General features: G+C 50.0%; 22 protein-coding genes, 2 tRNA genes, 1 pseudogene and 2 riboswitches. Of the genes and pseudogenes, 4 read left to right on the top strand and 21 right to left on the bottom strand.

The window, feature by feature from the left end; all coding sequences use genetic code 11:
* Positions 1-38: 38 nt before the first annotated feature.
* Both AC2204_RS16610 and AC2204_RS16605 read right to left on the bottom strand, forming a co-directional pair.
* Positions 39-824, bottom strand: coding sequence for a class I SAM-dependent methyltransferase (locus AC2204_RS16610; RefSeq protein ID WP_318926794.1), 786 nt, complete (start codon positions 822-824; stop codon positions 39-41).
* A 90-nt stretch (positions 825-914) separates the two neighbouring features.
* Positions 915-3098, bottom strand: a pseudogene (locus tag AC2204_RS16605) (putative bifunctional diguanylate cyclase/phosphodiesterase); the annotation flags it as partial.
* A 365-nt stretch (positions 3099-3463) separates the two neighbouring features.
* Here AC2204_RS16605 and asnC point away from each other — a divergent pair.
* A complete protein-coding gene (asnC, locus tag AC2204_RS16600; protein ID WP_318926792.1) occupies positions 3464-3925 on the top strand; it encodes a transcriptional regulator AsnC in 462 nt (153 codons plus the stop codon).
* A 54-nt stretch (positions 3926-3979) separates the two neighbouring features.
* Here the strand turns inward: asnC and hemB are convergent, their stop codons facing one another.
* The 9 genes from hemB to rmuC all read right to left on the bottom strand — a co-directional run bounded on the left by hemB (position 3980) and on the right by rmuC (position 12111).
* A complete protein-coding gene (gene hemB / locus AC2204_RS16595) occupies positions 3980-5029 on the bottom strand; it encodes a porphobilinogen synthase (protein WP_318926791.1) in 1050 nt (349 codons plus the stop codon).
* A 55-nt stretch (positions 5030-5084) separates the two neighbouring features.
* Positions 5085-5882, bottom strand: a complete 798-nt coding sequence (gene tatD / locus AC2204_RS16590; RefSeq protein WP_318926790.1) for a 3'-5' ssDNA/RNA exonuclease TatD — start codon at positions 5880-5882, stop codon at positions 5085-5087.
* Between the two features lie 167 nt (positions 5883-6049).
* Positions 6050-6802 carry a Sec-independent protein translocase subunit TatC gene (gene tatC, locus AC2204_RS16585; RefSeq protein ID WP_318926789.1) on the bottom strand — a complete coding sequence of 251 codons (753 nt, stop codon included), beginning with the start codon at positions 6800-6802 and terminating at the stop codon, positions 6050-6052.
* 11 nt (positions 6803-6813) lie between these two features.
* Positions 6814-7152 carry a Sec-independent protein translocase protein TatB gene (tatB, locus tag AC2204_RS16580; protein ID WP_318926788.1) on the bottom strand — a complete coding sequence of 113 codons (339 nt, stop codon included), beginning with the start codon at positions 7150-7152 and terminating at the stop codon, positions 6814-6816.
* A gap of 3 nt (positions 7153-7155) precedes the next feature.
* Positions 7156-7407: a Sec-independent protein translocase subunit TatA gene (gene tatA / locus AC2204_RS16575; protein WP_318926787.1), complete on the bottom strand. Its 252-nt coding sequence runs from the start codon at positions 7405-7407 to the stop codon at positions 7156-7158.
* An 86-nt stretch (positions 7408-7493) separates the two neighbouring features.
* Positions 7494-9131 (bottom strand): ubiquinone biosynthesis regulatory protein kinase UbiB, encoded by a 1638-nt coding sequence (gene ubiB, locus AC2204_RS16570; RefSeq protein WP_318926786.1) that lies wholly within the window; start codon positions 9129-9131, stop codon positions 7494-7496.
* Between the two features lie 6 nt (positions 9132-9137).
* On the bottom strand, positions 9138-9740 hold the full coding sequence (locus AC2204_RS16565) for a ubiquinone biosynthesis accessory factor UbiJ (RefSeq protein ID WP_318926785.1): 603 nt from the start codon (positions 9738-9740) through the stop codon (positions 9138-9140).
* A gap of 7 nt (positions 9741-9747) precedes the next feature.
* Positions 9748-10503 carry a bifunctional demethylmenaquinone methyltransferase/2-methoxy-6-polyprenyl-1,4-benzoquinol methylase UbiE gene (gene ubiE, locus AC2204_RS16560; RefSeq protein WP_318926784.1) on the bottom strand — a complete coding sequence of 252 codons (756 nt, stop codon included), beginning with the start codon at positions 10501-10503 and terminating at the stop codon, positions 9748-9750.
* Between the two features lie 72 nt (positions 10504-10575).
* Positions 10576-12111, bottom strand: a complete 1536-nt coding sequence (gene rmuC / locus AC2204_RS16555) for a DNA recombination protein RmuC (RefSeq protein WP_318926860.1) — start codon at positions 12109-12111, stop codon at positions 10576-10578.
* 309 nt (positions 12112-12420) lie between these two features.
* Here rmuC and AC2204_RS16550 point away from each other — a divergent pair, with 309 nt between their 5' ends.
* Positions 12421-13320 (top strand): DMT family transporter, encoded by a 900-nt coding sequence (locus AC2204_RS16550; protein ID WP_318926783.1) that lies wholly within the window; start codon positions 12421-12423, stop codon positions 13318-13320.
* Positions 13321-13479: 159 nt separating this feature from the next.
* On the opposite strand, the gene AC2204_RS16545 is transcribed toward AC2204_RS16550, so the two are convergent.
* The gene (locus AC2204_RS16545) at positions 13480-14703 is read right to left on the bottom strand and encodes a multidrug effflux MFS transporter (RefSeq protein WP_318926782.1); all 1224 of its coding nucleotides are present in this window, start codon (positions 14701-14703) and stop codon (positions 13480-13482) included.
* Positions 14704-14819: 116 nt separating this feature from the next.
* On the opposite strand from AC2204_RS16545, the gene AC2204_RS16540 reads away from it, so the two are divergent.
* Together AC2204_RS16540 and AC2204_RS16535 are read left to right on the top strand one after the other, a co-directional pair.
* Positions 14820-15767, top strand: coding sequence for a LysR substrate-binding domain-containing protein (locus AC2204_RS16540; RefSeq protein WP_318926781.1), 948 nt, complete (start codon positions 14820-14822; stop codon positions 15765-15767).
* Positions 15768-15923: 156 nt separating this feature from the next.
* Positions 15924-17711, top strand: a complete 1788-nt coding sequence (locus tag AC2204_RS16535; RefSeq protein ID WP_318926780.1) for an aminopeptidase P family protein — start codon at positions 15924-15926, stop codon at positions 17709-17711.
* Positions 17712-17817: 106 nt separating this feature from the next.
* On the opposite strand, the gene thiH is transcribed toward AC2204_RS16535, so the two are convergent.
* The 9 genes from thiH to AC2204_RS16490 form a co-directional block, all read right to left on the bottom strand.
* Positions 17818-18930 carry a 2-iminoacetate synthase ThiH gene (gene thiH / locus AC2204_RS16530; protein ID WP_318926779.1) on the bottom strand — a complete coding sequence of 371 codons (1113 nt, stop codon included), beginning with the start codon at positions 18928-18930 and terminating at the stop codon, positions 17818-17820.
* 10 nt (positions 18931-18940) lie between these two features.
* Positions 18941-19711 carry a thiazole synthase gene (locus AC2204_RS16525; RefSeq protein WP_318926778.1) on the bottom strand — a complete coding sequence of 257 codons (771 nt, stop codon included), beginning with the start codon at positions 19709-19711 and terminating at the stop codon, positions 18941-18943.
* Entirely contained in the window at positions 19712-19948 is a 237-nt protein-coding gene (thiS, locus tag AC2204_RS16520; protein ID WP_318926777.1) for a sulfur carrier protein ThiS, read from the bottom strand.
* Entirely contained in the window at positions 19935-20729 is a 795-nt protein-coding gene (locus tag AC2204_RS16515) for a HesA/MoeB/ThiF family protein (protein WP_318926859.1), read from the bottom strand. Before AC2204_RS16515 ends, thiS begins: the two co-directional genes overlap by 14 nt.
* The gene (gene thiE / locus AC2204_RS16510) at positions 20719-21966 is read right to left on the bottom strand and encodes a thiamine phosphate synthase (protein ID WP_318926776.1); all 1248 of its coding nucleotides are present in this window, start codon (positions 21964-21966) and stop codon (positions 20719-20721) included. Before thiE ends, AC2204_RS16515 begins: the two co-directional genes overlap by 11 nt.
* A complete protein-coding gene (gene thiC, locus AC2204_RS16505) occupies positions 21966-23888 on the bottom strand; it encodes a phosphomethylpyrimidine synthase ThiC (protein WP_318926775.1) in 1923 nt (640 codons plus the stop codon). The genes thiE and thiC overlap by 1 nt, the downstream gene beginning before the upstream one ends.
* A 141-nt stretch (positions 23889-24029) precedes the next feature.
* A riboswitch (TPP riboswitch) is annotated at positions 24030-24127 on the bottom strand.
* 103 nt (positions 24128-24230) lie between these two features.
* Entirely contained in the window at positions 24231-25601 is a 1371-nt protein-coding gene (locus AC2204_RS16500) for a voltage-gated chloride channel family protein (protein WP_318926774.1), read from the bottom strand.
* 74 nt (positions 25602-25675) lie between these two features.
* Positions 25676-25740, bottom strand: a riboswitch (Fluoride riboswitch).
* Positions 25741-25896: 156 nt separating this feature from the next.
* Positions 25897-25973: transfer RNA gene (locus tag AC2204_RS16495), tRNA-Trp, on the bottom strand.
* Positions 25974-26010: 37 nt separating this feature from the next.
* A tRNA-Asp gene (locus AC2204_RS16490) sits at positions 26011-26087 on the bottom strand.
* Positions 26088-26151 lie beyond the last annotated feature (64 nt).

Raw genomic sequence — 26151 nt, 5'->3', positions numbered from 1 at the left:
CCGCAGTCATCAAGCTCATCATTCTTATTATGGTTAATTTATCCCGACAGGGATGACTTCATTGCCGCTTTAACATAGACATCGAAGCGATTTTTCTTGGTTTCAATCGCCGTCGACGGCTTCACCTGAGCGAGAAAGCCCGCATAATCGGGACGTTTCACCACCACACGTTTTGTTGCCAGCGCCATTGCGGGGGCGAACAGGCTATCGGCATCATCATCAGCGCCCACCAGAGTCTGAAACACCCGCATTTCTTTTTTCACCAGTGCCGATTTTTTCTTGTGCGGATACATGGGATCGAGATATACCACATCCGGAGCAATAAAATCAGGGTCTTGTGCCAGCTTGAGCAATGCATCATGGCTTGACGCATGGATCAAGGCCATCCGCTCACCAATCCAACCACCAATTTCCGGATCATTTTTGGCCCGGGCAAGGCCATCATCCAGCAGTGCCGCCACAACCGGATGGCGTTCGACCATTTGCACCTTGCACCCTAATGAAGCCAGGACAAACGCATCTCTGCCTAAGCCTGCCGTTGCATCCAGCACTCTTGGCATCACCCCGCCTTTTAACCCTATAGCTTTGGCAATTGCCTGACCGCGTCCGCCACCAAACTTACGTCGGTGAGCCACAGCTCCACCAGCCAGATCAACATAGACAGCCCCCAATTTAGGTTCATCACGTTTGCGTAGCTCTAAATGCTGCTCGGTCAAAACCAACGCAAAAATACTGTTTTCGTCATGAGCCAGCCCCCAGCGGTGCGCTAATGCATCCAGTTCATGTTGACGTTCTGGGACTTCACAAATTAAGGCTATTTGCACAGCACTCTCCGGTTCAAAAAAGACAAACTCCTCCCCATATCAACATCACTAACAGCCCGATAACGATGCCCTTGAATATGAGGCGCGCGATTATACCACCGTCAGCTCGGCTTGGCTCAATTCCGCTACCAGTTCCGCCAGCGGCTTCGGTTTGCCAAAATAGTATCCCTGCGCATAATCGACCCCCAGGCTCTGAAGCCGGGTTAAAATCGCTTCGTTTTCAACAAACTCCGCGACCGTCTTTTTACCCATTTTTTTTGCCAGCTCATTTATCGCTTTCACCATGGCAAAATCCATTTCATCGTCAGCGATATCACGGACAAACATACCATCAATTTTAATGATATCGACCGGCATGCGCTTAAGATAACCAAACGAGGATAAGCCCGATCCAAAGTCGTCCAGAGAGATCTGGCATCCGAGTGCTTTCAATTGGGTAAAGAGCTGGATCGCTTCGCTCATATTACCAATTGCCGCTGTTTCGGTTATTTCCAGACACAGTTTCTCGGTTGGCAGGCCCGATGTGCGGATCTTTTCAATCAGGAAGTTCACAAAATCACGGTTGCCCATCGACTGCCCGGAAAGGTTTATCGCACACAGTTCGAGCTGCGCGACCGCATCAGGATTCGCCCTCAGCCACGCAATCACTTCCTGTACCACATAACGATCAATTAAATGCGCCAGGTTATAACGCTCAGCGGCGGGTATGAACAGGCCCGGAGAGACCATAGAGCCATCACTGTTACGCATTCTGACCAGGATCTCATAATGCTGCTTTTTCGAACCACTCGCCATAGGCGCAATCTGCTGGGCATAAAGTTCAAAACGTTTTTCCGCTAACGCCTTGTGAATATGATTGACATATTGCATCTCCAGCTCGCGGCGCTTTAACTCTTTATCATCAGGGTGATAAAGGTGAAGGCGGTTTCGTCCTTCGTCTTTCGCCGCATAACAAGCCGTATCAGCCTGGGCATGTACCTGCTGCGGTGATCCTGCCGTCTCATCAATCAAGCGGATCCCCAGCGAGCAACTCAAGCTGAATCGGGTGTTTTGCCAGAAAAACTCAGCCTCTTCGAGTAGGAGGAGGATATCATAGCCAAATTTAACGGCTTCATCGGGACTGCAGTGGCGGAGAATAATGGCAAACTCATCACCGCCTAAGCGGGCTAAAGTGGCTTTCTCTGGCGTAATGCCCTGAAGCAATAATGCCACTTGCTTCAACGCTTCATCGCCCGCCTCATGGCCCGCGGTATCATTAATCACCTTGAACTGATCGAGATCGATGTAGAACATTGCGTGGCGCACACCGCTGTCCCGCACCTCCGTCAATCCTTCTTCCAGCTCCGTTTCGAAATAATTGCGGTTAAACAGATCGGTCAGGTAGTCATGACAAGCCTGATACTTGAGCTTCGCCTCAAGCTCTCTCGTTGAGGTAATATCTTCTCCCACCAGCAGTAATTGCACTTTTGACTGGGTGTGGCGAATCGTTTCACGGATCCAGACCGACTCTCCATCGGCACACTTATAGCGCAGCTGGCGACGCCAGACCATCTGATCATCACAGGCCTGGGCGCTAGCAATAAACTGTTGTGGCAGCGGTTCAGCATCGAGATAAAAGTCAGTGACTTTATGGCCTAATAAGTCGCGCTTGGGGTAACCCAGCAGATCCGCCGCAAACTGGTTGACCGACTGGATCCGCGCCTGGCTGTCAATGGCCAGCAGAATGACGGGCTGCTGCTCATACAGTAAGCTGTAACTCACTTCTCGTTCACGCAGCTTCTCTGCCATCAGCTGGCGGGAAGTGACATCCCTGGCCTCCAGCAACATCTGCCCGCTGTCCCCGATTGTGGCAGGCATGCTCTTTATCGACAGATCAAGCATCCGCTTACCGTCATCAGTACTGTGGACCTGGGCTTCAAAACGAACAATCTGACCTTGCTGGGCCGACAGAAAAGCCTGGTTAAGCCGAACGGCGACATCCTTCCCCCAGCAACGCCAATGCCACAATGGCCGATCATACTTAATGATATTGCGCCCTAACAGGCTCTGCAGCGCCAGGTTTCCGGAAACCAGCACCCCGTTGCCATCTAAAATACCGATGTACTGAAAGCTCTGATCGAACACTCCTTCAAACAGAGCCTGACTTTGTTGTAGTTGCTGCTCACTTTTGCGTTGCCGGCGGATCATTAACACCAGCAAGATGATAATGGTTCCCATGACAATAATCGCCACACTGAGCGCACGAAATTCTTGGTGGTTGCGCTCCATCCAGCTCTTGGCCTTGTCATCATTCGTGCCACCAATGGTCACCGGGGTATCACCGATCTGGCCAGCAGGCTGTTCCACTTGCCACAAAGCATGATCGTCGCTCGCGGCAATCACATTGTCGTAATCTTCTCCGCGATGAGTAATTAAGGAGTTTTGAGGAAAGGCGAAAGATGGCGTAACGAACAATCCTAATAGCAATAAAAATATAAATCGCATAAAACGTTCAGCGTGTCCTGTTTATTAGGATTTTGAAATAACTTGAACCTATCAAGGTTAACAGTGCTAACAAGTCTACTTTTTTGTTATCTTTACAAATCGTGCTCAGTATAAGATATGAGCAGTTATGTATAAACAATGGATTAAGCAAAACCATGACCCAGCCACCACGCATTGATGACTTAGACCGCGATATTCTCAACGCCCTAATGAATGACGCCCGGATCCCTTATGCGGAAATGGCCAAACGTTTCAATGTCAGCCCGGCCACAGTGCATGTCCGGGTCGAAAAAATGCGCGCATCAAAAATCATCACCGGCACAGAGGTGGTTGTGAATCCTAAACTGCTTGGTTACGACGTTTGCTGCTTTATCGGCATTAACCTTAACGCCGCCCGTGACTACCACTCTGCCCTCGCCAAACTGAATGAACTGGACGAGGTGGTCGAAGCCTATTACACCACCGGGGCTTACAATATTTTTGTGAAACTGATGTGCCATTCTATTGAAGAGTTGCAATATGTACTGATCGACAAACTGCAGGCGATTGATGAAGTACAATCAACGGAAACCCTGATTTCATTGCAAAATCCGATCAACCGCAATGTAAAGCCATAGAAGGCGAGAATGATTATTCCCGCCTCTGTGATGGCTCAGCCGGCGAGTACCAATTTATTCAGTACAAGCGTCGGCGTCAGCCTTACGGGCAGCCGCATCTTCGGCCAGCCACTGGGCAACTGATTTTGCAAAATAAGTCAGAATGCCGTCTGCACCGGCACGCTTAAAGCACATCAGCGATTCCATCACGGTCTCGCGCTCTTTCAGCCAGCCGTTCTGAATCGCGGCCATATGCATCGCATACTCACCGGAAACCTGATACGCAAAAGTCGGGACTTGAAGTTCTGTCTTCACCCTGCGTACGACATCTAGATAGGGCATTCCTGGTTTCACCATCACCATATCCGCCCCCTCACTGACGTCCATCGCCACTTCGTGCAATGCTTCATCACTGTTAGCCGGATCCATCTGGTAGGTTTTCTTATCCCCTCCCTTCAGGTTGCCTGCCGATCCGACCGCATCACGGAACGGGCCATAGTAATTCGAGGCATATTTCGCCGAATACGCCATGATCTGGGTGTGAATGTAACCCGCCTCTTCCAGTGCTTCACGGATCGCACCGATCCGGCCATCCATCATGTCAGAGGGTGCCACCACATCAGCCCCTGCTTCGGCATGTGACAATGCCTGCTTAATCAATACCTCGGTCGTGACGTCATTTATGACATAACCGCTTTCATCAATAATGCCGTCCTGACCATGAATGGTGAACGGGTCTAACGCTACATCGGTGATCACCCCTATTTGCGGCACATTCTCTTTCAGCAAACGTACAGCACGCTGTACCAGACCTTCGGGGTTGTAGGCTTCATCGGCACCGATACTCTTGGCATCTTGGGAAACCACCGGGAACAGGGCAATCGCCGGTACACCGAGCTTGGACAGGTATTGTGCTTCCTGCAGCATCAGGTCGATAGACAGGCGCTCGATACCCGGCATGGATTCAACGGTTTCACGACGGTTTTTACCCATCAGAATAAACATCGGATAAATCAGATCATTAACAGAAATCTGGTTCTCTGCCATTAAACGGCGGCTAAAGTCATGCTTACGCATACGACGCATACGGCGTGCCGGAAACGCGCCCTGGATAGATACAGACACTGCATACTCCTTGTATGAGTTAATTCACTTTTTCAATGATTCGATAATACCACCGTCACTGTGGTTCGGGTGATCCAATTCCAAAAAATGCCTGCGATGTAGCACAAGAATTTAGCATTACATCAGAGGCTTCCTGCCCCCGGCACTGTGCAATTACGCGGGCAATATGAGGCAGATACCGAGGCTCATTGCGGCTTGATTTCGGCTTAGGCCGATAGTCACGAGGCAATAAATAAGGACAATCCGTTTCAATCATCAGGCGGTCATCGGGGATGAGGCGGATAATGTCACGGAGCTCGGTGCCACGGCGCTCATCACATACCCAGCCCGTGATCCCAATATGCAGATCCAGCGCCAGGCACTCTTTCAGCTCTTGTTCGCTACCGGTGAAGCAGTGCAGTACCGCGGCAGGTAACTTGTCTCGCCACGGCTTTAATATCGCCATAAAACGTTCATGAGCATCACGGCAATGCATAAAGATCGGCATCTTCAATTCTGCAGCTAGCGCCAGCTGCGCTTCAAATACGGCTTCCTGCTGCAGCCGAGGGGAAAAATCACGATTAAAATCCAGCCCGCACTCACCGATTGCGACCACTTGCGGGGTTAATGCTAACGCCCGGATCGGCGGCAGAGATAAATCCGAGACCGTTTTCGCATCATGGGGGTGAACCCCTGCCGTACTGTAGCAATACCGTGGCCACTGCTGCGCCATCACCTGTGCCTGCAGGCTTTCTTCAATGCTGGTCCCGGTCAGGACCAACCCTTTGACGCCTGCGGCCTGAGCACGCGAGATGACCTCGGCACGGTCTTTATCAAATCGGCTGTTGGTCAGGTTAACGCCAATATCAATCATCTTACTTCATCCGTTTTTTCAGATTACTCTGCAACGCCTTACCATTCATCGCGATTCAACTCACCGCAGTTTCGGTCAAGAGCCGACATATGGATAGCAGCTTTATAAACAAAAACCGGCTCTCGGCCGGTTTTTTTATCACAAGATATCACTGCTCTGGCAGGCCATTATTCTTCATGCTGATCGGCGTGCTCTTCTTCGCTGCGAACATAAAACCGCGAGAAGAACAGGCCCACTTCAAACAATAGGCACATTGGTATCGCCAGCAACGTCTGCGAGATAATGTCAGGCGGTGTCAGCATCATCCCCACCACAAAAGCAGCCACCACAATGTAAGGACGCTTTTGTCTTAGGCTTTCCGGGTCAGTTGCCCCCGTCCAGCATAACAAGATGATGGCGACAGGGATCTCAAAGGCAATGCCAAACGCCATAAACAGCGCCAGCACGAAGTCGAGATAACTGGCAATATCTGTCGCGACCTGCACACCTTCCGGCGCGATATTGGTAAAAAAACCAAACACCAAAGGAAATACGACAAAATACGCAAATGACACACCGCCGTAAAACAGCAAAGAGCTGGAAAACAGCAGTGGCATGATCAGCTTACGCTCATGCTTGTAGAGCCCCGGCGCAATAAAGCCCCAGACCTGATACAAAATCATTGGTACAGCAACAAACACCGAGGTAACCAGGGTAAGTTTTATTGGCGTAAAGAAAGGTGATGCCACATCGGTTGCAATCATGGTTGCCCCTTCCGGTAGACGTTCTACCAAAGGCGCAGACAAGAAAACATAAATGTCATTCGCAAACCAAACCAAACCAAGAAAAACCACGATTACACTCAAAATAGAACGCAATAACCGGTTCCGCAGCTCAATCAAATGGCTAAATAGCGGTTGCGTATCTTCGACTGTCGACATAGTGATGTATTTTATTCCTGCTTTTGAGAAGTTGTTGCTGAGGTTTGCTCGCTTTTCTCAGCATAGGGACGCTGCACATCTGCGGCGGCTTTTTTCAGCTCTGCCACAGAATCACGCAGTTCAGGTGATAAATCCTTCATCCCCATTTGCTCGGCTTTTTTCAGGTTGTCTTGCAGCTCCTGAATTTTCAGTTCCTGCGACAATTCATCCTTCACCGAGTTTGCCATGTTACGAGCAGCGCCGACCCATTGCGAAACCGTACGGATCGCGACGGGAAGACGCTCCGGCCCCAGTACTACTAATCCCACCACCGAGATCAGTATTAACTCCCAGAACCCGATATCAAACACGCGTTAAACCTGCTCTTTGTCTTTTTGGTTCTTCTGAACCGGATCGCCTTTCTGCTCATCAGACAGTGTCTTCTGATCGAAGTCAGCGTCGGTACTGTCTTTTTTTGCAGCCGTCTCGTCATCGCCTATCGCTTTTTTAAACCCTTTCACCGCCGAGCCCAGATCACCACCCAGGCTACGAAGTTTCTTAGTTCCGAACAAAAGAACAATGATCAGTGCAATAATTAGCAATTGCCAGATACTGATACCACCCATGCTTGTTTTACCTCAGCTCTTTGTGGTTATTGACTAATAATTTAGTTAATAACAAATAAATAATGTTCAGGAGTATACCTTAACCGCTATTTGCGACAAGCACGCCACCCGAGTAACCAAAACGTGACCCCTGTAACGGCAGAGACCGCCGGGATAGTGTCAATGTGATTACTAAAAAGTATGGCAGAACATACCACCAGAGTCGCGCCAATACCTAAATAGAACCTTGCAAGGCCCTGGTAACGCCGACTCTCCATGAAATTATCATAAAGTTTATCGATACGTTGGTTCATTGCCTTGCCCTGGCGCAAACTGTCGTACAGTAATTCGGGTAATTCAGGTAACTTTTCTGCCCAGTACGGGGTCTTATTCTTTATCGCTTCCACGATAGCTTGTGGCCCGACCTGGCGCGACATCCAGTCCTCCAGGAATGGCTTCGCGGTATCCCACAGATCGAGCTGCGGATACAGCTGACGACCCAGCCCTTCAACGTACAGTAGCGTTTTCTGCAGCAATACCAACTGTGGCTGCACTTCCATATTGAAGCGGCGGGCGGTATTAAACAAATTCAGCAGTACGTGACCGAAAGATATCTCGCACAGCGGCTTCTCAAAAATAGGCTCACAGACGGTACGTATGGCAACTTCAAACTCGTCGACATTGGTATCTTGCGGTACCCAGCCTGAATCGACGTGCAATTCAGCCACTTTACGGTAGTCGCGGTGAAAGAATGCCAGCAGGTTTTCAGCCAGGTAGCGCTTGTCTTCCCGGTTCAGGGTGCCGACAATACCACAGTCCAAAGCGATCCACTGCGGGCTGGCCGGATTATCATAAGAAACAAAAATATTCCCCGGGTGCATATCTGCATGAAAGAAGCTATCACGGAACACCTGGGTAAAGAAAACGGTGACCGCATTTTCTGACAATAATTTCATGTCAGTGCCGTTCGCTTTCAGCGTTTCCACATCAGAAACAGGAATACCATAAATGCGTTCCATTACCAGCAGGTTTTTGCTGCTGTAATCGGTAAACATCTCAGGCACATAAAGCATATCGCTGTCTTCAAAGTTGCGCCTCAGCTGAATGCTATTCGCCGCCTCTCGCATCATATCCAGCTCATCGAGCAGCGTTTTTTCATATTCACGCACCACTTCAACCGGGCGTAACCGACGCGCCTCCGGCAAAAAGCGCGATACGGTGCGGGCCATGCGGTACATCAGCCTGATATCGGCCTTAATCACCGGCAAGATATCAGGACGGATCACTTTCAGGACAATTTCACGGCCGTTTTCTTTTAACGTTGCCGTATGTACCTGGGCAATCGATGCCGACGCCAGCGGGGTTTCATCAAAATGATCAAACCAGGTTTCCAGCGAGCCTCCAAGTGCCTGCTCCATGTGTGTTTTGGCCAGCTTACCGTCAAAGGGAGCAACCTGATCCTGAAGCAAGGCAAGCTGATCGGCGATATGTGGTGGAAACAGATCCCGCCGGGTCGACATCATCTGACCAAACTTTATCCAGACCGGCCCGAGCTCCTGCAGCGCCAGACGCAGGCGCTCGCCCAATGGCTTTTCTGAATGCTGGTTTTTAATCCAGAACAACGATTTGCGTGCCATCTTCGGCACTTTAATCCGGGGGTCGTCAGGCAATAAATCATCAAGACCGTAGCGAAGCTGGACTTCGGTGATTTGATACAGACGTTTACAATCAGAGAGAGTTATCATGGCCGGTTATTGCTCTAGCAGCTGATTAAATCGTGCTTCAAGACGCGCACAATCAGATTTCAAGTCGTCGACTTGATCGGCAAAATAGGCGACTTCTAATGCCTGGGGTACCAATTTCCATTCCTCGGTGATCACTTCTGCCAAATCACGCTGGCAACGCTCGACCCCGCGCTGAATAAAACGTATCCCGGATTTAGCCCCGTCCACGACAGTGTGAGCAACAATATCACCGGTGTAATGCGACAGTTTTTCTTCGAAATCAGGCTTCAAGCCACTGAGTAAAGTGGAAAACTGTTGTGCCAGTTGAATATCACCCTCCACCGCCAGTTTATCGGCTTTAATTAACCGGGTAAGGTTGGCTTTCCGGCGTAGCTCAGGCAGCACACTCAGATTCAGCGCTAACTGACAATCCACATCGCCTTCATAAGCGGCCAGTACATCGATCTGCTGACTGAAAATGAAAATCAGCTTTTTGCCAAATTCATTGATGGTTACGCTGATCACTTTACCGCGCAAGCGAGCAAGACGACGCAGGCTGTCTGGATCGTCTTTTAACAGTTTATTCAGCGAGGTTTCGACCGCGCCAGTGACAAAGGCATCAAATGACATAGCGTCCTCAGAACTTAAAACCGCGGTGCAACGCCACAATACCACCCGTCAGGTTGTGGTAAGTGGTTTGCTCGAAGCCTACGTCTTCCATCATCCCTTTCAGCGTTTCCTGATCCGGGTGCATGCGGATAGACTCAGCCAGATAGCGATAACTGTCACCATCGTTGGCAATGATTTCGCCCATTTTTGGCAGCAAGTGGAAAGAGTAGGCATCATACAATTTGGATAACGGCTCCAGAATCGGCTTTGAAAACTCTAGCACTAACAGCCGGCCGCCCGGTTTTAAGACCCGGAACATCGAACGCAGCGCTTTATCTTTATCGGTAACGTTACGTAGACAGAAGCTGATCGTAATGCAATCAAAGTAATCATCGGGGAAAGGCAACTCTTCGGCATTAGCCTGCACGTAGGCGACATTCCCGACAATGCCGCTATCACGAAGCTTGCTACGGCCCACTTTCAGCATCGAATTGTTAATATCAGCCAGAACGACCTGGCCATCCTCACCCACAATACGAGAAAACTTCGCGGTTAAATCACCCGTACCGCCGCCCAAATCAAGCACGCGCTGACCACTGCGAACCCCACTGCAATCAATGGTAAAGCGCTTCCATACCCGGTGAATGCCCAGCGACATCATGTCGTTCATGATGTCGTATTTCGCGGCTACAGAATGAAAAACTTCCGCGACCAGGTTCGCTTTATCTTCCTTGGCTACGGTACGATAGCCAAAATGGGTCGTATCTTGTGTGATATCCGTCATGCTATATCCGTCATGTTTATATGTGTAAACAACTTGCTTAGTGTACTTGATGGTCACGGTTTGCTCAAAGCACTACGGCAAATCATTTGCGGCAACGCACTCCTGACGCTCAACGTCCTTTCGTTCGCTCAGCACGGCCTCGGCTTTTTCAACCAGCCCCGGACTGATATCGCGCTTGACTTCCACTCCTAGCAGCTTAAAACCCTCAGCCTGGCGGATCATATTTCCCCGTCCGGTACTGAGCTTATTCATAGCGCCCTGATAGCTCTGGCTGGCTTTTTCCAAGGAGCCCCCCACCGCTTCCATGTCAGCAACAAACAAGCGTAATTTGTCATACAGCTTGCTGGCCCGATCTGCGATCTCCTTGGCGTTCTGGTTTTGTTTTTCATTACGCCATAGGTTATTGATCGTCCTTAGGGCAACCAGCAAGGTGGTCGGGCTGACCAGCATGATATTGAGATCCATGGCATCGCGGATCAGGCTCGGGTCAGCGGCTATTGCTGCCTGAAAGGCCGGCTCAACCGGAATAAACATCAGGACATAGTCAAGACTCTGTACCCCATGCAGCTGATGGTAATCTTTGCGACTTAAGCCGCGAAGATGAGCACGGACAGAGGCGACATGATCCCCCATCGCCAGATCACGCTCGGCCGCCGTCTCGGCATTAAAGAAACGCTCATAAGCCACCAGTGACATTTTGGCGTCAACCACCACGTCTTTTTCTTGCGGTAAATGCACTACCACATCAGGCTGATAACGCTTCCCGGCGCCATTGTCCAGATTCACCTGAGTCTGATATTCATGGCCTTCGCGCAACCCTGATTCGCTCAGCACCCGGGCCAACACCACCTCTCCCCAGTTACCCTGTGCTTTATTATCGCCCTTGAGTGCCTGGGTCAGGTTGACCGCTTCCAGTGCCATCTGTTCATTGAGCTGCTTAAGGTTATTAATTTCATGCACCAGAGTATGCCGTTCGCGGGCTTCCTGGCTGAAACTGTCGGTAACTTGTTTTTTGAACCCGTCAAGCTGTTCCTTCAACGGGTTTAGCAAGCTTTCCAGACTCAATTTGTTCTGTTCATCCACGGTTCGGGTCTTCTGTTCAAACAGACGGTTGGCTAAGCTTTCAAACTGCACCCGTAAGCGTTCCTCTGCGTTTTCCAGCAGCGCTATTTTTTCTTCCCCCGCTTTTTGCTCTTCAACATGGCGAGCATGCTGTTCGCGTAAGTCGGCTTCTAACCCGGCATTAGCTGAACGGGCGTTTTCCAGTTGCTCGGTCAGGTACTGTTTTTCTGTCTTCAGCGTTTCAAAATAACGCATTTTCTCTAATGCGGCAGCCAGACGCGCATGCATCTGGCGCAGTTCACCGGTCAGACGGTCACGCTCGATATCCAGGCCATCAAGATCCTGGTTACGTTCCGCCAGGACCTCTTGCAATTGTTGTTCACGGCTTTGCGCCAACCGCCTATCGGACTCAATCTGCTGCTGAAATAATTGGGCTTGCTGCTGCAAACGCCCTCTCATCCACAATCCAGTGATCACACTGGCAATCGTTGCTCCTGAAAGGGTGGCGAATGCAACCAAAGCACCACCGCTAAGCCATTCAGTCATCATTATTGTTAAACCTGAAATATTTTTAAACCGGAAAAAGTAGAAATTACGAGTTCAAAGGCTAAGTGGATACTGGATGAATGTCCAGTGATTATCGACCCATCAGGAGCCCTTGATAACCCGCCGGCAGAATTGTCCATCATGATTGGGCTGATCGTCACAGCATCGCCTCCTGTGCGCTGGTCGTGCGAAAAACAATCGAATAGACTAGCGCTCTTTATGATGAATATCTGACTTCTTTTTACATGCTGTTGTTGCGGCCCGACTCGTGGTGAGCGGGAGGCTTCACGGCTTATTAATGGGTAAACAATGAACGAACGTCATGCGCTTGGGTATGGATTAGCTGCAGTTCTGCTTTGGTCGACGGTAGCGACCGCCTTTAAGATCACCCTGGACTATTTCACTCCCATCCAGATGATGGTCGCCGCCAGTATTGTGTCGGCTGTCATGCTAACCCTTATCGCTTTCTGGCAAGGTAAACTGCATCTGTTAGGTCGTACGTTTGCGGCTCGCCCGCTCTATTACCTGGCGCTTGGCCTCATTAACCCATTTGCCTATTACCTGGTGTTGTTTAAAGCCTATGAGCTGCTGCCGGCCTCTCAGGCTCAGCCACTTAATTACAGCTGGGCCATCACGCTGACCTTGATGGCCGCGATTTTCTTAGGTCAGAAAATCCGTCGACAGGACTGGATTGCCTGCGCATGCGGCTACCTGGGGGTGGTCATTATCGCGACGAAAGGGGATGTGGTGGCGTTGCAGTTTGACAACCCTCTGGGCGTCGCACTGGCACTGTTTTCGACCCTGCTATGGGCGATGTACTGGATCTTAAATACGAAGAACCAAGCCGATCCGGTGTTAGGTGTCTTGCTGGGCTTTTTGCTTTCGCTGCCATTCTCCATCGGCCTGAGCTTTTATTCCGGTAGCTGGGACTCCGTGCCATGGCAAGGCTGGTTAGCCGTAAGCTATGTCGGTCTGTTCGAAATGGGGATCACTTTCGTGCTGTGGCTGAATGCGCTGCGCCTGACTAACAATACTGCACGCATCAGTAATCTCATTTTTATCTCGCCGTTCATTTCCCTGCTGCTGCTGGCCACAATTATTGGCGAAGAGATCCACCCCTCAACGTTAGTGGGTTTAGTCCTGATCGTCTGCGGCCTGCTAATCCAGCAATGGAAAGGTAAAATGACAAAAAGTAGCCCTGTCGCTTAGCTCCTTTTATAACTGTTCCGCTTGCCGCTATTTCGTTAATGAGCAATCCGATGAATGGTTATAAAAAAAGCCTGTCACTGATGTGACAGGCTAAACGAATAGCAGGGTTGTCGAGACCCAGCGCCTCTAGGGATAAAAGGCGTCTAGTTATAAATTTTGTTAACGGGCAGGCACTGCGCCATGCCACCGATGACCCAGCTTCGACCATAGAATCAACAGTCCTGGGATCAGTAACCACATCTGGAAGGTCAGCAGCATGGGCGGGGTAAGATCCAACCGCTGAGTCAGACTTACCATCATGCCGGCCCCGCTCATCTGAAACAGGCCAAGCAAGGCTGCGGCAGTCCCGGCACGGTCACCGAAAGGTGCCAGCGCCTTACCCGCCGATGAGCCCAGTACAAATGCAAAGCCAAATGAGCACATGAAAATGGGAACCATAAAGGCCCAGGCTTGCGAAATACTGCTGAATGCCAGCATCGCAGCACCGGAGATAACGAGTAAAATCAAGCCAGTGCTCAATGTTTGGCGGGTACCGAATTTATCCATGTATTTTGGTGCGATCATACAAGCCAGGATGTTCAATGTCGCATTGACTCCGAACCATAGGGTAAACTGCCCCATATCCAGACCCAACTCGATCATCAGCCAGACCGGCGCTGATGTGACAAAAGCCAGGACCACCGCCATTGACAGCATGCAAAGCGTGGCGTGGAACAAAAATGTCGGCTCACGCAGCACTGACATGTAACGATCCAGGCTGATCATTGCACCATCAGTATTGGTGTCTGCCGGTCGGGTTTCTTTAAAACAAAGAGCAATGAAGCTACCCGCGACCAGCGCAAAACCTGCCATGAAACTGAAATTAGACCGCCAGCCAAACTCATAGGTTAACCATGAACCTAAGATCGGAGCCAAGGCCGGGATAAAGCAAATTGCACCATTGAGGTAGCTGATCATACGGCCGCTGCGTTCCGGACCGAAACTGTCACGCACAGCAGCAAAGGCGGCGACCGACGTTGCACAGGCACCCAAGCCCTGCAGCAGACGCGCCACCAGCAATAAATCCAATGTTTTTGCCCAGTACGCCATCGCTGCACTCAGGGCATAAATGGTTACACCACCCAAAGCAATCGGACGTCGGCCCAAACGATCTGCCAGCGGGCCGGCTAGCAGCTGGCCCAAGCCAAGACTGAACATGAACCAGGTAACGGTATCTTGCACCCGGGTTATATCGACCGCAAATGTCTCCGCCATCGCAGGAAGCGCTGGCAGATAAATATCGATAGCAAGCGGGCTGAATAAAACAAGGACCACCATTAAGGCGACTAATCTTGTTCCTGTTGCGGCAGTCTGCTGACTGACTGCTGATGTTTCTGGTTGCATGTGACTTTCCTATTAAATGACAGCGGCAGTCTAAGGCTTTAGTGATATGAATAGAAATGGTTTATATTCAAACCAGAATTTCCACTTTGGAATATCACTGTTAGCAGAGGTGCACCGTGTCATTTGAAAAGCTTGCCCGGCTTGATCTCAATCTACTGGTTTGTCTTCATGTACTGCTAGAAGAATGCAGTGTCACCCTCGCCGCCAAGCGGTTGCATCTGAGCCAGTCGGCGGTCAGCAAAAGCCTGACGCGTCTGCGTGAACAGTTTCATGATCCCCTGTTTCTCCGCTCATCCCACGGCCTCAAGCCGACACCACGGGCACAAGCCCTGTTACCGCTCTTAGAACAACTGCTGCGGGATATCGAACAACTGGCGGCACCGATCGAATTTATGCCACAAAGCAGTGATCGCCATTTCAAAATGGCTTTAGTGGAAAGTGCTTACCCGCTATTACTGCCGCAATTTCTCAGCGAAGTTTTCACTAAAGGCCCTAATATCATTTTAGATACCCAGTCTTGGGATCCCAGTACCTTCAGCAAACTGCAACGCGGGGAAGTTGATTTCGGCGTGACCGGCAAAGATCTCAATCCCAAAGATGCCATGCTCACCTTAATGCCGCCCAAAGATATCGTGTGGCAGGAACTCCACCGGGATACCCAGCGCTGCATTGTACGTAAGGATCATCCGCTCTTAGACCAGCGATGGGATCAGGATAATTACCTGCGCCAGCGCCATATACAGGTGCGCTGTGACGGTAGTGATCGCTGGTTACTCGATTACAAGCTGGCGGATCTCGGCCTGAAAAGAGACATCGCGATATATGTGCCAGACTTCAATAGTGCGGCCAGCCTCTGTACCCACACCGATCTGGTGTTTACCGCTCCCAGTCATTTTGCCAACTATATTGCCGCCCAGCTCGACTTGGTGGTCGTGCCTTTACCGTTCGAGCTGCCTGCTATGGCTTATACGTTATTCTGGCATCAGCACCAGGAAAAAGATCCGGGACATAGCTGGTTACGTCAAATAATAATCAGCCGCTGTGGTGATTTATCCGCCTCTTAATTGCAGCCAGCCAGCAAAAGCGATACCGTAATGTGATCAGCCTGAACAACTCAGTGCATGGCAATAAGTCTCGGTGATACCGACCTTGTCTTGACTTATTCAGGTTGGCATTCATTCCGTCACACGGACGGTGGCATACACAAGGAACCTCAAAACATGCAAGCAGTTATCTCACAACGTGTTGAGCAAATTCGCCAATGGCTGACTGACAATCAGCTCGACGCATTGCTCATTCCTCATGAAGATGAATATCTGGGCGAGTACATCCCCGCTCACAACGAACGTCTGCTCTGGGCGACAGGCTTTACCGGCTCTGCCGGTATGGCGGTGATCACCCGCGACAACGCCGCTGTCTTTGTTGATGGCCGCTATGTGGTGCAGGTTCGTAAACAAGTCCCGGGGGAAGTCTTTGAATATCGCCATCTGATTGAAGAGCCACCGGTTCAGTGGACCCTGGATAACCTTGCCGTTGGCAGCAAAGTGGCCGTTGATGCCCGCCTGCACAGCGGCGCATGGCTAACACGCACAACAGAAAGCCTTGCCGGAGTATTAGAGCTGGTCTGTATTGATGCGAATCCAATCGATACGCTATGGCATGACCGCCCGGCGGCGACACTGTCTGATGCCAAATTGATGGGCCTGGACTTTGTCGGCCAGAGCAGCCATGACAAGCGCAATAAAATTGCCGCAGAGCTGATAAAACAGAAAGCCGAAGCGGCATTACTGACTCAGGTAGACAGTATTGCCTGGTTACTGAATATCCGTGGCAGTGACGTACCAAGCCTGCCGGTATTGCTCTCGACCGCTATTATCCATGCCGATGCCAGCGTCGATTTTTATATCGACCCTGCTCGTCTGCCAGCTGAATTTTCAGGGCATGTGGGCGAAGGTGTCCGTACCCATCAGCCAGATGTCTTAGAAGCCGGTTTACAAGCACTGAGCGGCAAGCACGTTCTGGTTGATCCGGCAACGAGTAACGCTTGGGCTGATCAGGTCTTACGTGCTGCGGGAGCCAATATTATCGAAGCCGCTGATCCTTGCTCACTACCGAAAGCCGCCAAAAATCCAACCGAAGTTGCCGGGATGAAAGCGTGTCACATCCGTGATGGTGTGGCTGTGTCTAAGTTCCTGGCATGGGTTGATTCGCAGGTAGCAGCGGGTAATTTACTCGATGAAGGCACACTATCTGACACGTTATGGCAGTTCCGCGTCCAGGATACCAGCTGCAGTGATGTGAGTTTTGATACCATTTCTGCTGCCGGCGGCAATGCGGCAATGTGCCACTACAATCACTTAAACCAGCCAGAGCCGAGCACGCTGGAAATGGATAATGTCTATCTGGTCGATTCAGGCGGCCAGTATCCGGACGGCACAACGGATATCACCCGCACCATTGCCATCGGTCAGCCCGGCGATGAAGTAAAACAGGCGTTTACACTGGTACTGAAGGGGCATATTGCTCTTGCTTCGGCACGTTTTCCGAAAGGTACAACCGGCTCACAACTTGATGCACTTGCTCGCCAGCACCTGTGGGCGCATGGCTTCGACTACGACCATGGCACCGGTCACGGGGTGGGGCATTTCTTGAGCGTGCATGAAGGTCCGCAACGCATTGCGAAAGTATACAACCCAACCGCACTGCTTCCGGGCATGGTGCTGTCTAATGAGCCGGGTTACTACCGTGCTGACGCCTTCGGGATCCGTATCGAAAACCTGGAGCTGGTAGTAGAAGTGGCAACGCAAGGTGATATGACCGTGATGGGCTTTGAATCCCTGACCCGTGCTCCGATCGATCGTCGCCTGATTGACCTTAGCCTGCTTGACGATATTGAACTGGCATGGCTCAACAATTATCACCGCACCGTCTTCACCGTGATCAGCCCGTCACTGGAAGGAGATGATTTGGCGTGGTTAGCGCAGGCAACAGCACCACTTAAACGCTAACACCAGAAATGACGACCTGACTTCAATGCGTCAGGTACCTAAAACATAAAACTCCCGCCCTCTTCTCGAGCGCGGGAGTTTTTATTTCAACCCAAATAGTCACTTTTCAGCCGGAATAGGCATGGTGCCAGTCCTTCCACACCACTTCAAATCCGTGTTGCTTCACTGCCGCCGCAACGTCTGCCACCGAACGATCATCACTGATAGAGAACTGCTCTAGCTCCGGCTCATCACTGGCATATCCGCCAGGTTGTGTTTTCGACCCGGCCGACATGCTGGTCACGCCTAAAGGCAGCACATTATCTCGAAATTCGGGGGATTCCCGGGTCGACAGTGATAACTCCACGTGCGGATTAAACATCCGATAAGCACAAATCAGCTGAACCAATTGGCGATCACTCATTACCGATTTCGGTTGTAAACCGCCTTCACAGGGCCGTAAGCGCGGAAAAGAAATCGAGTAACGCGTTTGCCAATACGTACGCTCAAGATAATCGAGATGGCTGGCCGCAAAGAAACAATCAGTCCTCCATTCTTCCAAACCAATCAAAGCCCCAATACCGATTTTATCTATCCCCGCTTTTGCCAGGCGATCTGGGGTGGCCAGCCGATATTCAAAATCCATCTTATTACCACGCAAATGGTGCTTGACATAGGTTGGGGCGCTGTAGGTTTCCTGATACACCATCACCGCATCTAAGCCTAAGGTTTTCAGCTCGGCATATTCATGTTGTTCCAGCGGCTGTACTTCCATCGCCAAATAACTGAACTGCTGTTTTATCGTCGGTACCGTTTTACGGAAGTATTCCATTCCCACTTTGCGCTCATGCTCACCCGTTACCAACAGCACACTGTCAAAGTTCATTGCCTTGATTGCCTGGCACTCAAGCTCGATCTCTTCGATAGCCAAGGTACGCCGCTTGATCCGATTCTCCATCGAAAAGCCGCAATAGGTACAGGCATTCGCACACAAATTCGACAAATACAGCGGGACATAAAACGATATTGTATGACCGAAACGCTTCCGCGTTAATGCCGCCGATTGTTGTGCCATCTGCTCGAGGTACGGTTCGGCCGCCGGTGAAATAAGTGCTTTGAAATCGTCCAGATCACGTTTAGATTTACGTAACGCTCGCTCTACATCTGCCGCCGTTTTACTGTAGATAGATAAGCGCACATCATCCCAATCAAGCTGCTTCCAGACATCAACATAGCTCATGCGGCTCCCCTTATGCGCTTTGATCTAAGAAAGCCGTTAAAGGGCTTGAAGCTATCGCATGATTAACCGTACCCGCCAAGCCCGCTTCATAAGCCAACCGCCCACTTTCAACGGCAAGCTTGAAGGCTTTGCCCATCGCAACCGGATCGGCAGCGGCAGCAATTGCGGTATTCACCAGAACCGCATCAGCACCCATCTCCATCGCTTCGGCTGCATGGGAGGGAGCACCGATCCCCGCATCAACAATCACCGGCACCCGGGCCTGATCGATGATAATTTCAAGAAAATCACGCGAAACCAGCCCTTTGTTGGAACCAATCGGTGCACCTAACGGCATCACCGCGGCACAACCCACTTCTTCCAGGCGCTTACATAACACCGGATCGGCATGGCAATATGGCAGAACGATAAAGCCATCTCGTACCAGTTGCTCTGCCGCTATCAGTGTTTCAATCGGATCCGGCATTAAATACTTGGGGTCCGGATGAATCTCCAGTTTCAGCCAATTGGTTCCCAGCGCTTCACGGGCAAGCTTGGCGGCAAAAATGGCCTCTTGGGCATTTTTTGCTCCTGAGGTGTTCGGCAGTAAATTCACGCCCGCTTTGATCAACGGAGCCAGAATATCATCGTCACGGTTATCAATGTCGACCCGCTTCAGCGCCATCGTCACTAACTCAGATTCAGAGATAATGATAGAATCAGCCATTGTCTGACTATTGGCATATTTACCGGTGCCGGTAAAAAGACGTGAAGCAAATGTTTTATCCGCAATAGTTAGCATTTAACCTCCGGCAATGGCTTGAAACAAAGCAATTCGATCACCAGCACTTAATCGTGTGCTGTCCCATTCACTGCGTGCAACGATCTCGTCGTTTAAAGCGAGTGCAGTGGCTTTCAGTGGCATTTCCAGAGTCGTCAGCAACGCTGTAAGACTTTGCTCTGATGAGCAATCTACCGGCTTATCATTCACCCAGATCGGGATCTTCACGTCATTCAGTATCGGGTTATTGGTTGTCATTAGAATCCTGCTCTCTTTTATCACTACCCGGACGACAAACAGGACACTGCTTATCCCGGGTAAGGTTAAATCGTTGCCAGGCCATTGTCAGACCGTCAAATTGCTGCAACGAAGCAAAGGCGACTTGTCCCGCCCCGGTAATACACTTAATCGTTTCCAGTGCCTGCATCGTTCCCATCATGCCGACAATCGGACCGGCAATACCTGAATGGCTGCAATTCTGTGGCTCTGGTGGTGCATCGGATTGCGCAGGGAACAGGCAGTGATAACACGGCCCTTGTTTGTGCCTGAAATCAAATGCCATCAACTGCCCTTGCCAGCGAATGGCTGCGCCTGAGATCAGAGGCTTACCCGCAGAAAAACAGGCCCGATTCACCGCATATCGAGTAGGCAGGTTGTCGCTGCAATCTAAAATAACGTCAGCCAGATCCACTTCCATCGCCAGACGCTGACTGGCTAACCGGGCTTGTACTGCACGCACCCGTATATGCGGGTTAAGCGCCAGGATCTGCTCTGCCGCTATTTTGGCTTTGCTTTGTCCTTGATGGGCATCGCGATAAATCACCTGACGCTGCAGGTTTGAGCTGTCGACTTCGTCGTCATCGGCGATCACCATATTTCCCACGCCAGCTCCCGCCAGATACAGTGCCGCCGAAGAGCCCAGCCCTCCGGCTCCCACTAACAAAATCTGAGAACGAGCCAATAACTGCTGACCTTGTTCACCGATTTCCGGCAACATAATCTGACGGCTGTAGCGTACAAATTCCCGCTCACTCAGCATCCAGCGGTTCCCCTGTAGCATGGCGGATCAATAATTGATTAAATGCCTCAATCGCCGCTTTTTTATCATCGGCCTGAGTCACTGCGCGGACCACAGCCACACTACTGACCCCGGTACGCCATACTTTTTCCGCACGAGATAAATCAATGCCGCCAATCGCCACAGTCGGGAACGCATCGCCAAGCAATTTTTGATACAGCGCCAGACGATTCAGGCCTTGCGGCTTGGATGGCATCTCTTTGGTCGTGGTAGGATAAATATGACCCAGTGCGATATAACTCGGCGAAAACTCCACGGCTCGCAGGATCTCAAAATAGCCATGAGTCGATATACCAAGTCGCAAGCCTGCCTGCTGAATCGCGCTCAGATCGGCAGTATCTAAATCTTCCTGGCCAAGGTGAACGCCATAAGCGTGATGCTTAATTGCCAACTGCCAGTAGTCATTAACAAAAACCTGAGCATGATAAGTATTGCCCAAGGTAACAATTCGCTGGATTTGATCTTCAAGCTCAGACGATTGCGAATCTTTAATTCGCAGCTGGGTGGTTTTCACATCCAACTTGAGTAAGCGTTCTACCCATTCTGCCGAATCGACAACCGGATACAGTGCCAACTGACTTGGATCCGTCGCGGCAAAAGGAGCAACCGCCACTTCTTTGCTGCGCCAGCCTAACTCGGCGATTTCCGGATGATTAGCCGTTAATGGACGGGGAAACAACTCACGGCGCATTGGCCAGCTAATCTCACCATAACCATCGGGATTCGATTCCTGATAACCTCGAGCATGCGCGCGCGCCAAAGTCACTGCATCTTCCAACGGATAATCGAGCGCCAGGGCGGTTAGTAACATTGCACGCTGAGGATCACTGGCGCCGGCATGGTGACAATAGAGCGCACGAGCTTCACCGTTATGATGCCAGATATCAACGCAGCCCTTATCCGTAGGGAAGTCACACACCACTAATGACGGGTCGAGCTCAACCTTATGCTGCATCTCACTCAACGTCGGATAAGGGGCTAACCACTGATCCAGCACTCTGTAGCCATCGACAGCAGCATCAGCCTGATTAAATACCAGACTGAACTGACGCCCTTCCATTTGAATCTCTACAGCACCCGAATCGCTCAACTTGACACTGACAGACTCACCCAGCTGATACTGATCAGCAGTGGCCAGCAGCGGTTCTACATGCATTAGCAACGGTGTTAAACTATCGGGTAAACATAAAGAGCTCATTAACTATCCTCTTGGGCAGGGTGGTATAACTCACTACCTCGGGAACGGAACTCATCGGATTTTTGCTGCATGCCTGCCAATGGATCATTCAATAATTTGATCGCTAACTCGTCATCCTGTTCAAGACCTTTGGCGTAATCACGTACTTCCTGAGAGATCTTCATCGAACAGAATTTAGGCCCGCACATAGAGCAAAAATGCGCAACTTTTCCCGATTCCTGAGGCAGGGTTTCGTCATGATATGCACGAGCAGTATCAGGATCTAAACCCAGGTTAAATTGATCTTCCCAGCGGAATTCAAAACGCGCTTTTGACAAAGCGTTGTCTCGGACTTGTGCACCAGGATGGCCTTTAGCCAAGTCTGCCGCATGCGCACATAACTTGTACGTGATCAGACCCACTTTTACGTCGTCTTTATTCGGTAAACCAAGGTGTTCTTTCGGAGTGACATAACACAGCATAGCGCAACCATACCAACCAATGACCGCAGCACCAATTCCCGAGGTAATATGATCATAACCTGGTGCGATATCTGTCGTGAGCGGACCCAATGTATAAAAAGGGGCTTCATGGCAATGCTTCAGCTGCTCTTCCATGTTTTCTTTGATCATATGCATTGGGACATGGCCCGGGCCTTCAATCATCACCTGGACATCATATTCCCAGGCAATTTTCGTCAGTTCACCCAGTGTACGTAGCTCACTAAACTGCGCTTCATCATTCGCATCGGCAACAGAGCCCGGACGCAAGCCATCACCTAAAGAAAGGGCAATATCGTATTGCGCACAGATTTCACAGATTTCACGGAAGTGGACATAGAGGAAGCTTTCTTCATGATGTGCTAAACACCATTTCGCCATGATCGAGCCACCACGTGACACAATGCCGGTCACTCGTTTAGCCGTCATCGGCACATAACGAAGCAACACACCAGCATGAATTGTGAAGTAATCAACCCCTTGCTCGGCTTGTTCCAACAAGGTATCGCGGAAGACTTCCCAGTTCAGGTTCTCAGCAATACCATTCACTTTTTCCAATGCCTGATACATAGGTACCGTACCAATTGGCACAGGACTGTTACGGATGATCCACTCACGGGTTTCATGAATATTACGACCGGTAGAGAGATCCATCACGGTATCGCCGCCCCAGCGGGTTGACCACACTAGCTTTTCAACTTCTTCTTCAATGGAAGAGCTGACGGCGGAGTTGCCAATATTGGCATTCACTTTCACCAGAAAGTTACGACCAATGATCATCGGTTCAGATTCAGGATGGTTAATGTTGGCAGGAATAATGGCACGACCTTCAGCCACTTCCTGGCGCACAAACTCAGGCGTAATTTCAGCAGGCAGGTTGGCACCAAAACTAATGCCGGGGTGCTGTTGGTTCAGCACTCCATCTTGATACTCGACACGCCCCATATTTTCACGAATGGCAATGTATTCCATCTCAGGTGTCACAATGCCTTTTCGTGCATAGTGCAACTGGGTGACACATAGCCCTTGCTTGGCACGACGAGGGGGTATTTGCTGGGAAAAACGAAGATCGTCCAGTGTATCGTCAGATAAGCGTTCTTTGGTATATTTCGAACTTAACTCACCTAACTGTTCAGTGTCACCACGCTCATCTATCCAGCCTGAACGAATTTTATTTAAGCCAACGTAAATATTTACAGGCTGCTTGGGATCGGTATAAAAACCGGAGGTGTCATAGACACGGATAGGTTCGTTGGGCTCAAGAATAGGATCTTTCTTCGTTCCACCAACCAGGCTGGCAGACAGAGCAATCTCGCGCATGGGCACCTGAATATCAGCTCGGCTACCTTGCACATAAATCTTCCGGGAATTAGGAAAAGGTTGAGCAGTAAGTGAATCTATAAATTGTTTAGCTTCCAGTCTCGCTTGTTTGCGATTCGACATAGCAAATTCCTAAAATATCGATATAGGGGAAATTGCTTGGCGGATTGGCGCGTAAACAAGAGGCGTACACAAAGGCTGTGCAGCATCATCCGGTGCGCTAGTTGTGCATTAATATGTGTTGTATCTATCAATGCAGCTAGGCAGAAGAATTCTCTTGTTCCCTTCGCAGGTATTAGCCTGATCAGGTTCAACGGATCCCGTAATACGGTCTCAGCCATTTGGCACTCCGACAAGTTTCGAAAAGAGTATAGGGAAGGGAATAAATCACAGCAAGGGCAAAACAAAAAAAATGACGAACTCATGTGAAAATAATTAAGGCCGCACAATGGTACGGCCTTACGATTATTCGGAGTGTTTTTTAACTATTGCTTTTAGCAGAGATGAATGCGTTTCACGCAACTCACCTAACTTATGGGTGATTTTTGGTGCACCTTTTAAGTCAAATAACTTAGGTACAGCAACCCGTTGAGAGGAATAAATGCCAGTATGACCACTAAAATAGTAAGCTGTAAAACAGGCAATCGCAAAGTACAACATATAGTCTGCACCAAACAACTCGACGCCCATAATGGTACAGGCAAGCGGGGTATTGGTTGCCGCAGCAAATACAGCCAAAAAGCCAAGTGCGGCAAATAGATCAACTGGCGCACCCATTACCCAGGCCATGGTGTTTCCTAATGTGGCACCAACAAAGAACAGTGGAGTCACCTCCCCACCTTTATAGCCAGCAGCCAAAGTAATGGCTGTCAGTAACAGCTTAAGCAACCAGCTGTACCATTCAGCACCACCCTCATTGAATGCGCTGAGAATACTGACGCCACCCTCTCGGTTCGAATAGACCCCGAGACCGATATAATCATAATGGCCAATCAACTGAACAGTACCGATAACGATCAGCCCCCCAACCACCACAATAAGATATGGATTTTTCAGGGTTGCTTTAAAGATATCTTTAAAGGCATGGGTCAACTCACCAAACAGGTATCCAGCCAAACCAAATGCTATCGAAGCTAAAATGATTTTTCCGATCAGAAAGATATCCACTTTTACCGCTTGCTCAAACAAGGTAATGGTCTCTAAAAAGTCAATCCGATAATGAGTATGATGCGCTCCCCATGCACTACACACCAGATCGGCAAGAATAGCGGCAAAAAGGGCAGGAATAATCGCGTCAAACTTCAAGCGGCCGATAGCCAGTACTTCCAGCGCAAAGATTGCACCGGTTAATGGCGTGCCGAATACCGCACCAAATCCTGCAGCCACCCCTGCAATAAGGATCAAGCGAGTGTCAGATTCATTGAGTTTAAAGACTCGGGCCAGCCAATGCGTTGTTGCTCCGCCAATCTGAACGGCCGTACCTTCCCGACCCGCAGATCCCCCAAATAAATGAGTGATCACCGTCGTAATCAATACCAGAGGTCCCATTCTTGTAGGAATACCTGCTCCTGGTTCATGGATTTCATCCATGATGAGGTTATTACCACCTTCTGAGTTTTTCCCAAAATTTCGATAACAATAAACAATCACAATACCGGCAAGGGGTAATAAGTAAATCAACCAGGAATTGTCGATTCGAGTCGTGGTAGCCCAACTCAAGATCCAGAGAAAGAAAGCATTGAGTGAACCAACAATGACTGCGACAGGAATAATAAGTAGTGTCCACTTGAGAATATGGACAAAAATTTTGGGATTTTCGCTTAGAGGATGAGCCATACCAGCCTATCTATATCAGGTTTATATCTTAGGATAGGTAACATAGCAATAGCCCTGCCATAGAGAGCAATCCAACCACAGCAGGAGTCATCATCTCGACAAGAGCGGTTAAAGGTGAAATTCCGTCCCCCGTCACAAGCATGGTACCAGTGACAATAAAGGCATGCTAACGGTAATCAGCTACAGCAACAAGTTCAAAATACACTTTTCGCCTTTGGGTTGACATAAAACCGTTAATTTCCCCAAACATCAGATACAAAAAAAGCCTCAGCATTTCTGCTGAGGCTTTCTAAAATGGCAGGGGTGGAGAGATTCGAACTCCCAACACGCGGATTTGGAATCCGCTGCTCTGCCAGTTGGAGCTACACCCCTATCGTATAAGTTTAAAGAGCATACGACTCTAAATAAATGGCGGAGTGGACGGGACTCGAACCCGCGACCCCCGGCGTGACAGGCCGGTATTCTAACCAACTGAACTACCACTCCGCAGTGTCTATTCAGCATAAAGCAATTGGGCGCCTGGCGATGACCTACTCTCACATGGGGAGAC

The organism is Photobacterium sp., assembly GCF_057456235.1.
This window is presented reverse-complemented; position numbering and strand designations above follow the sequence as displayed.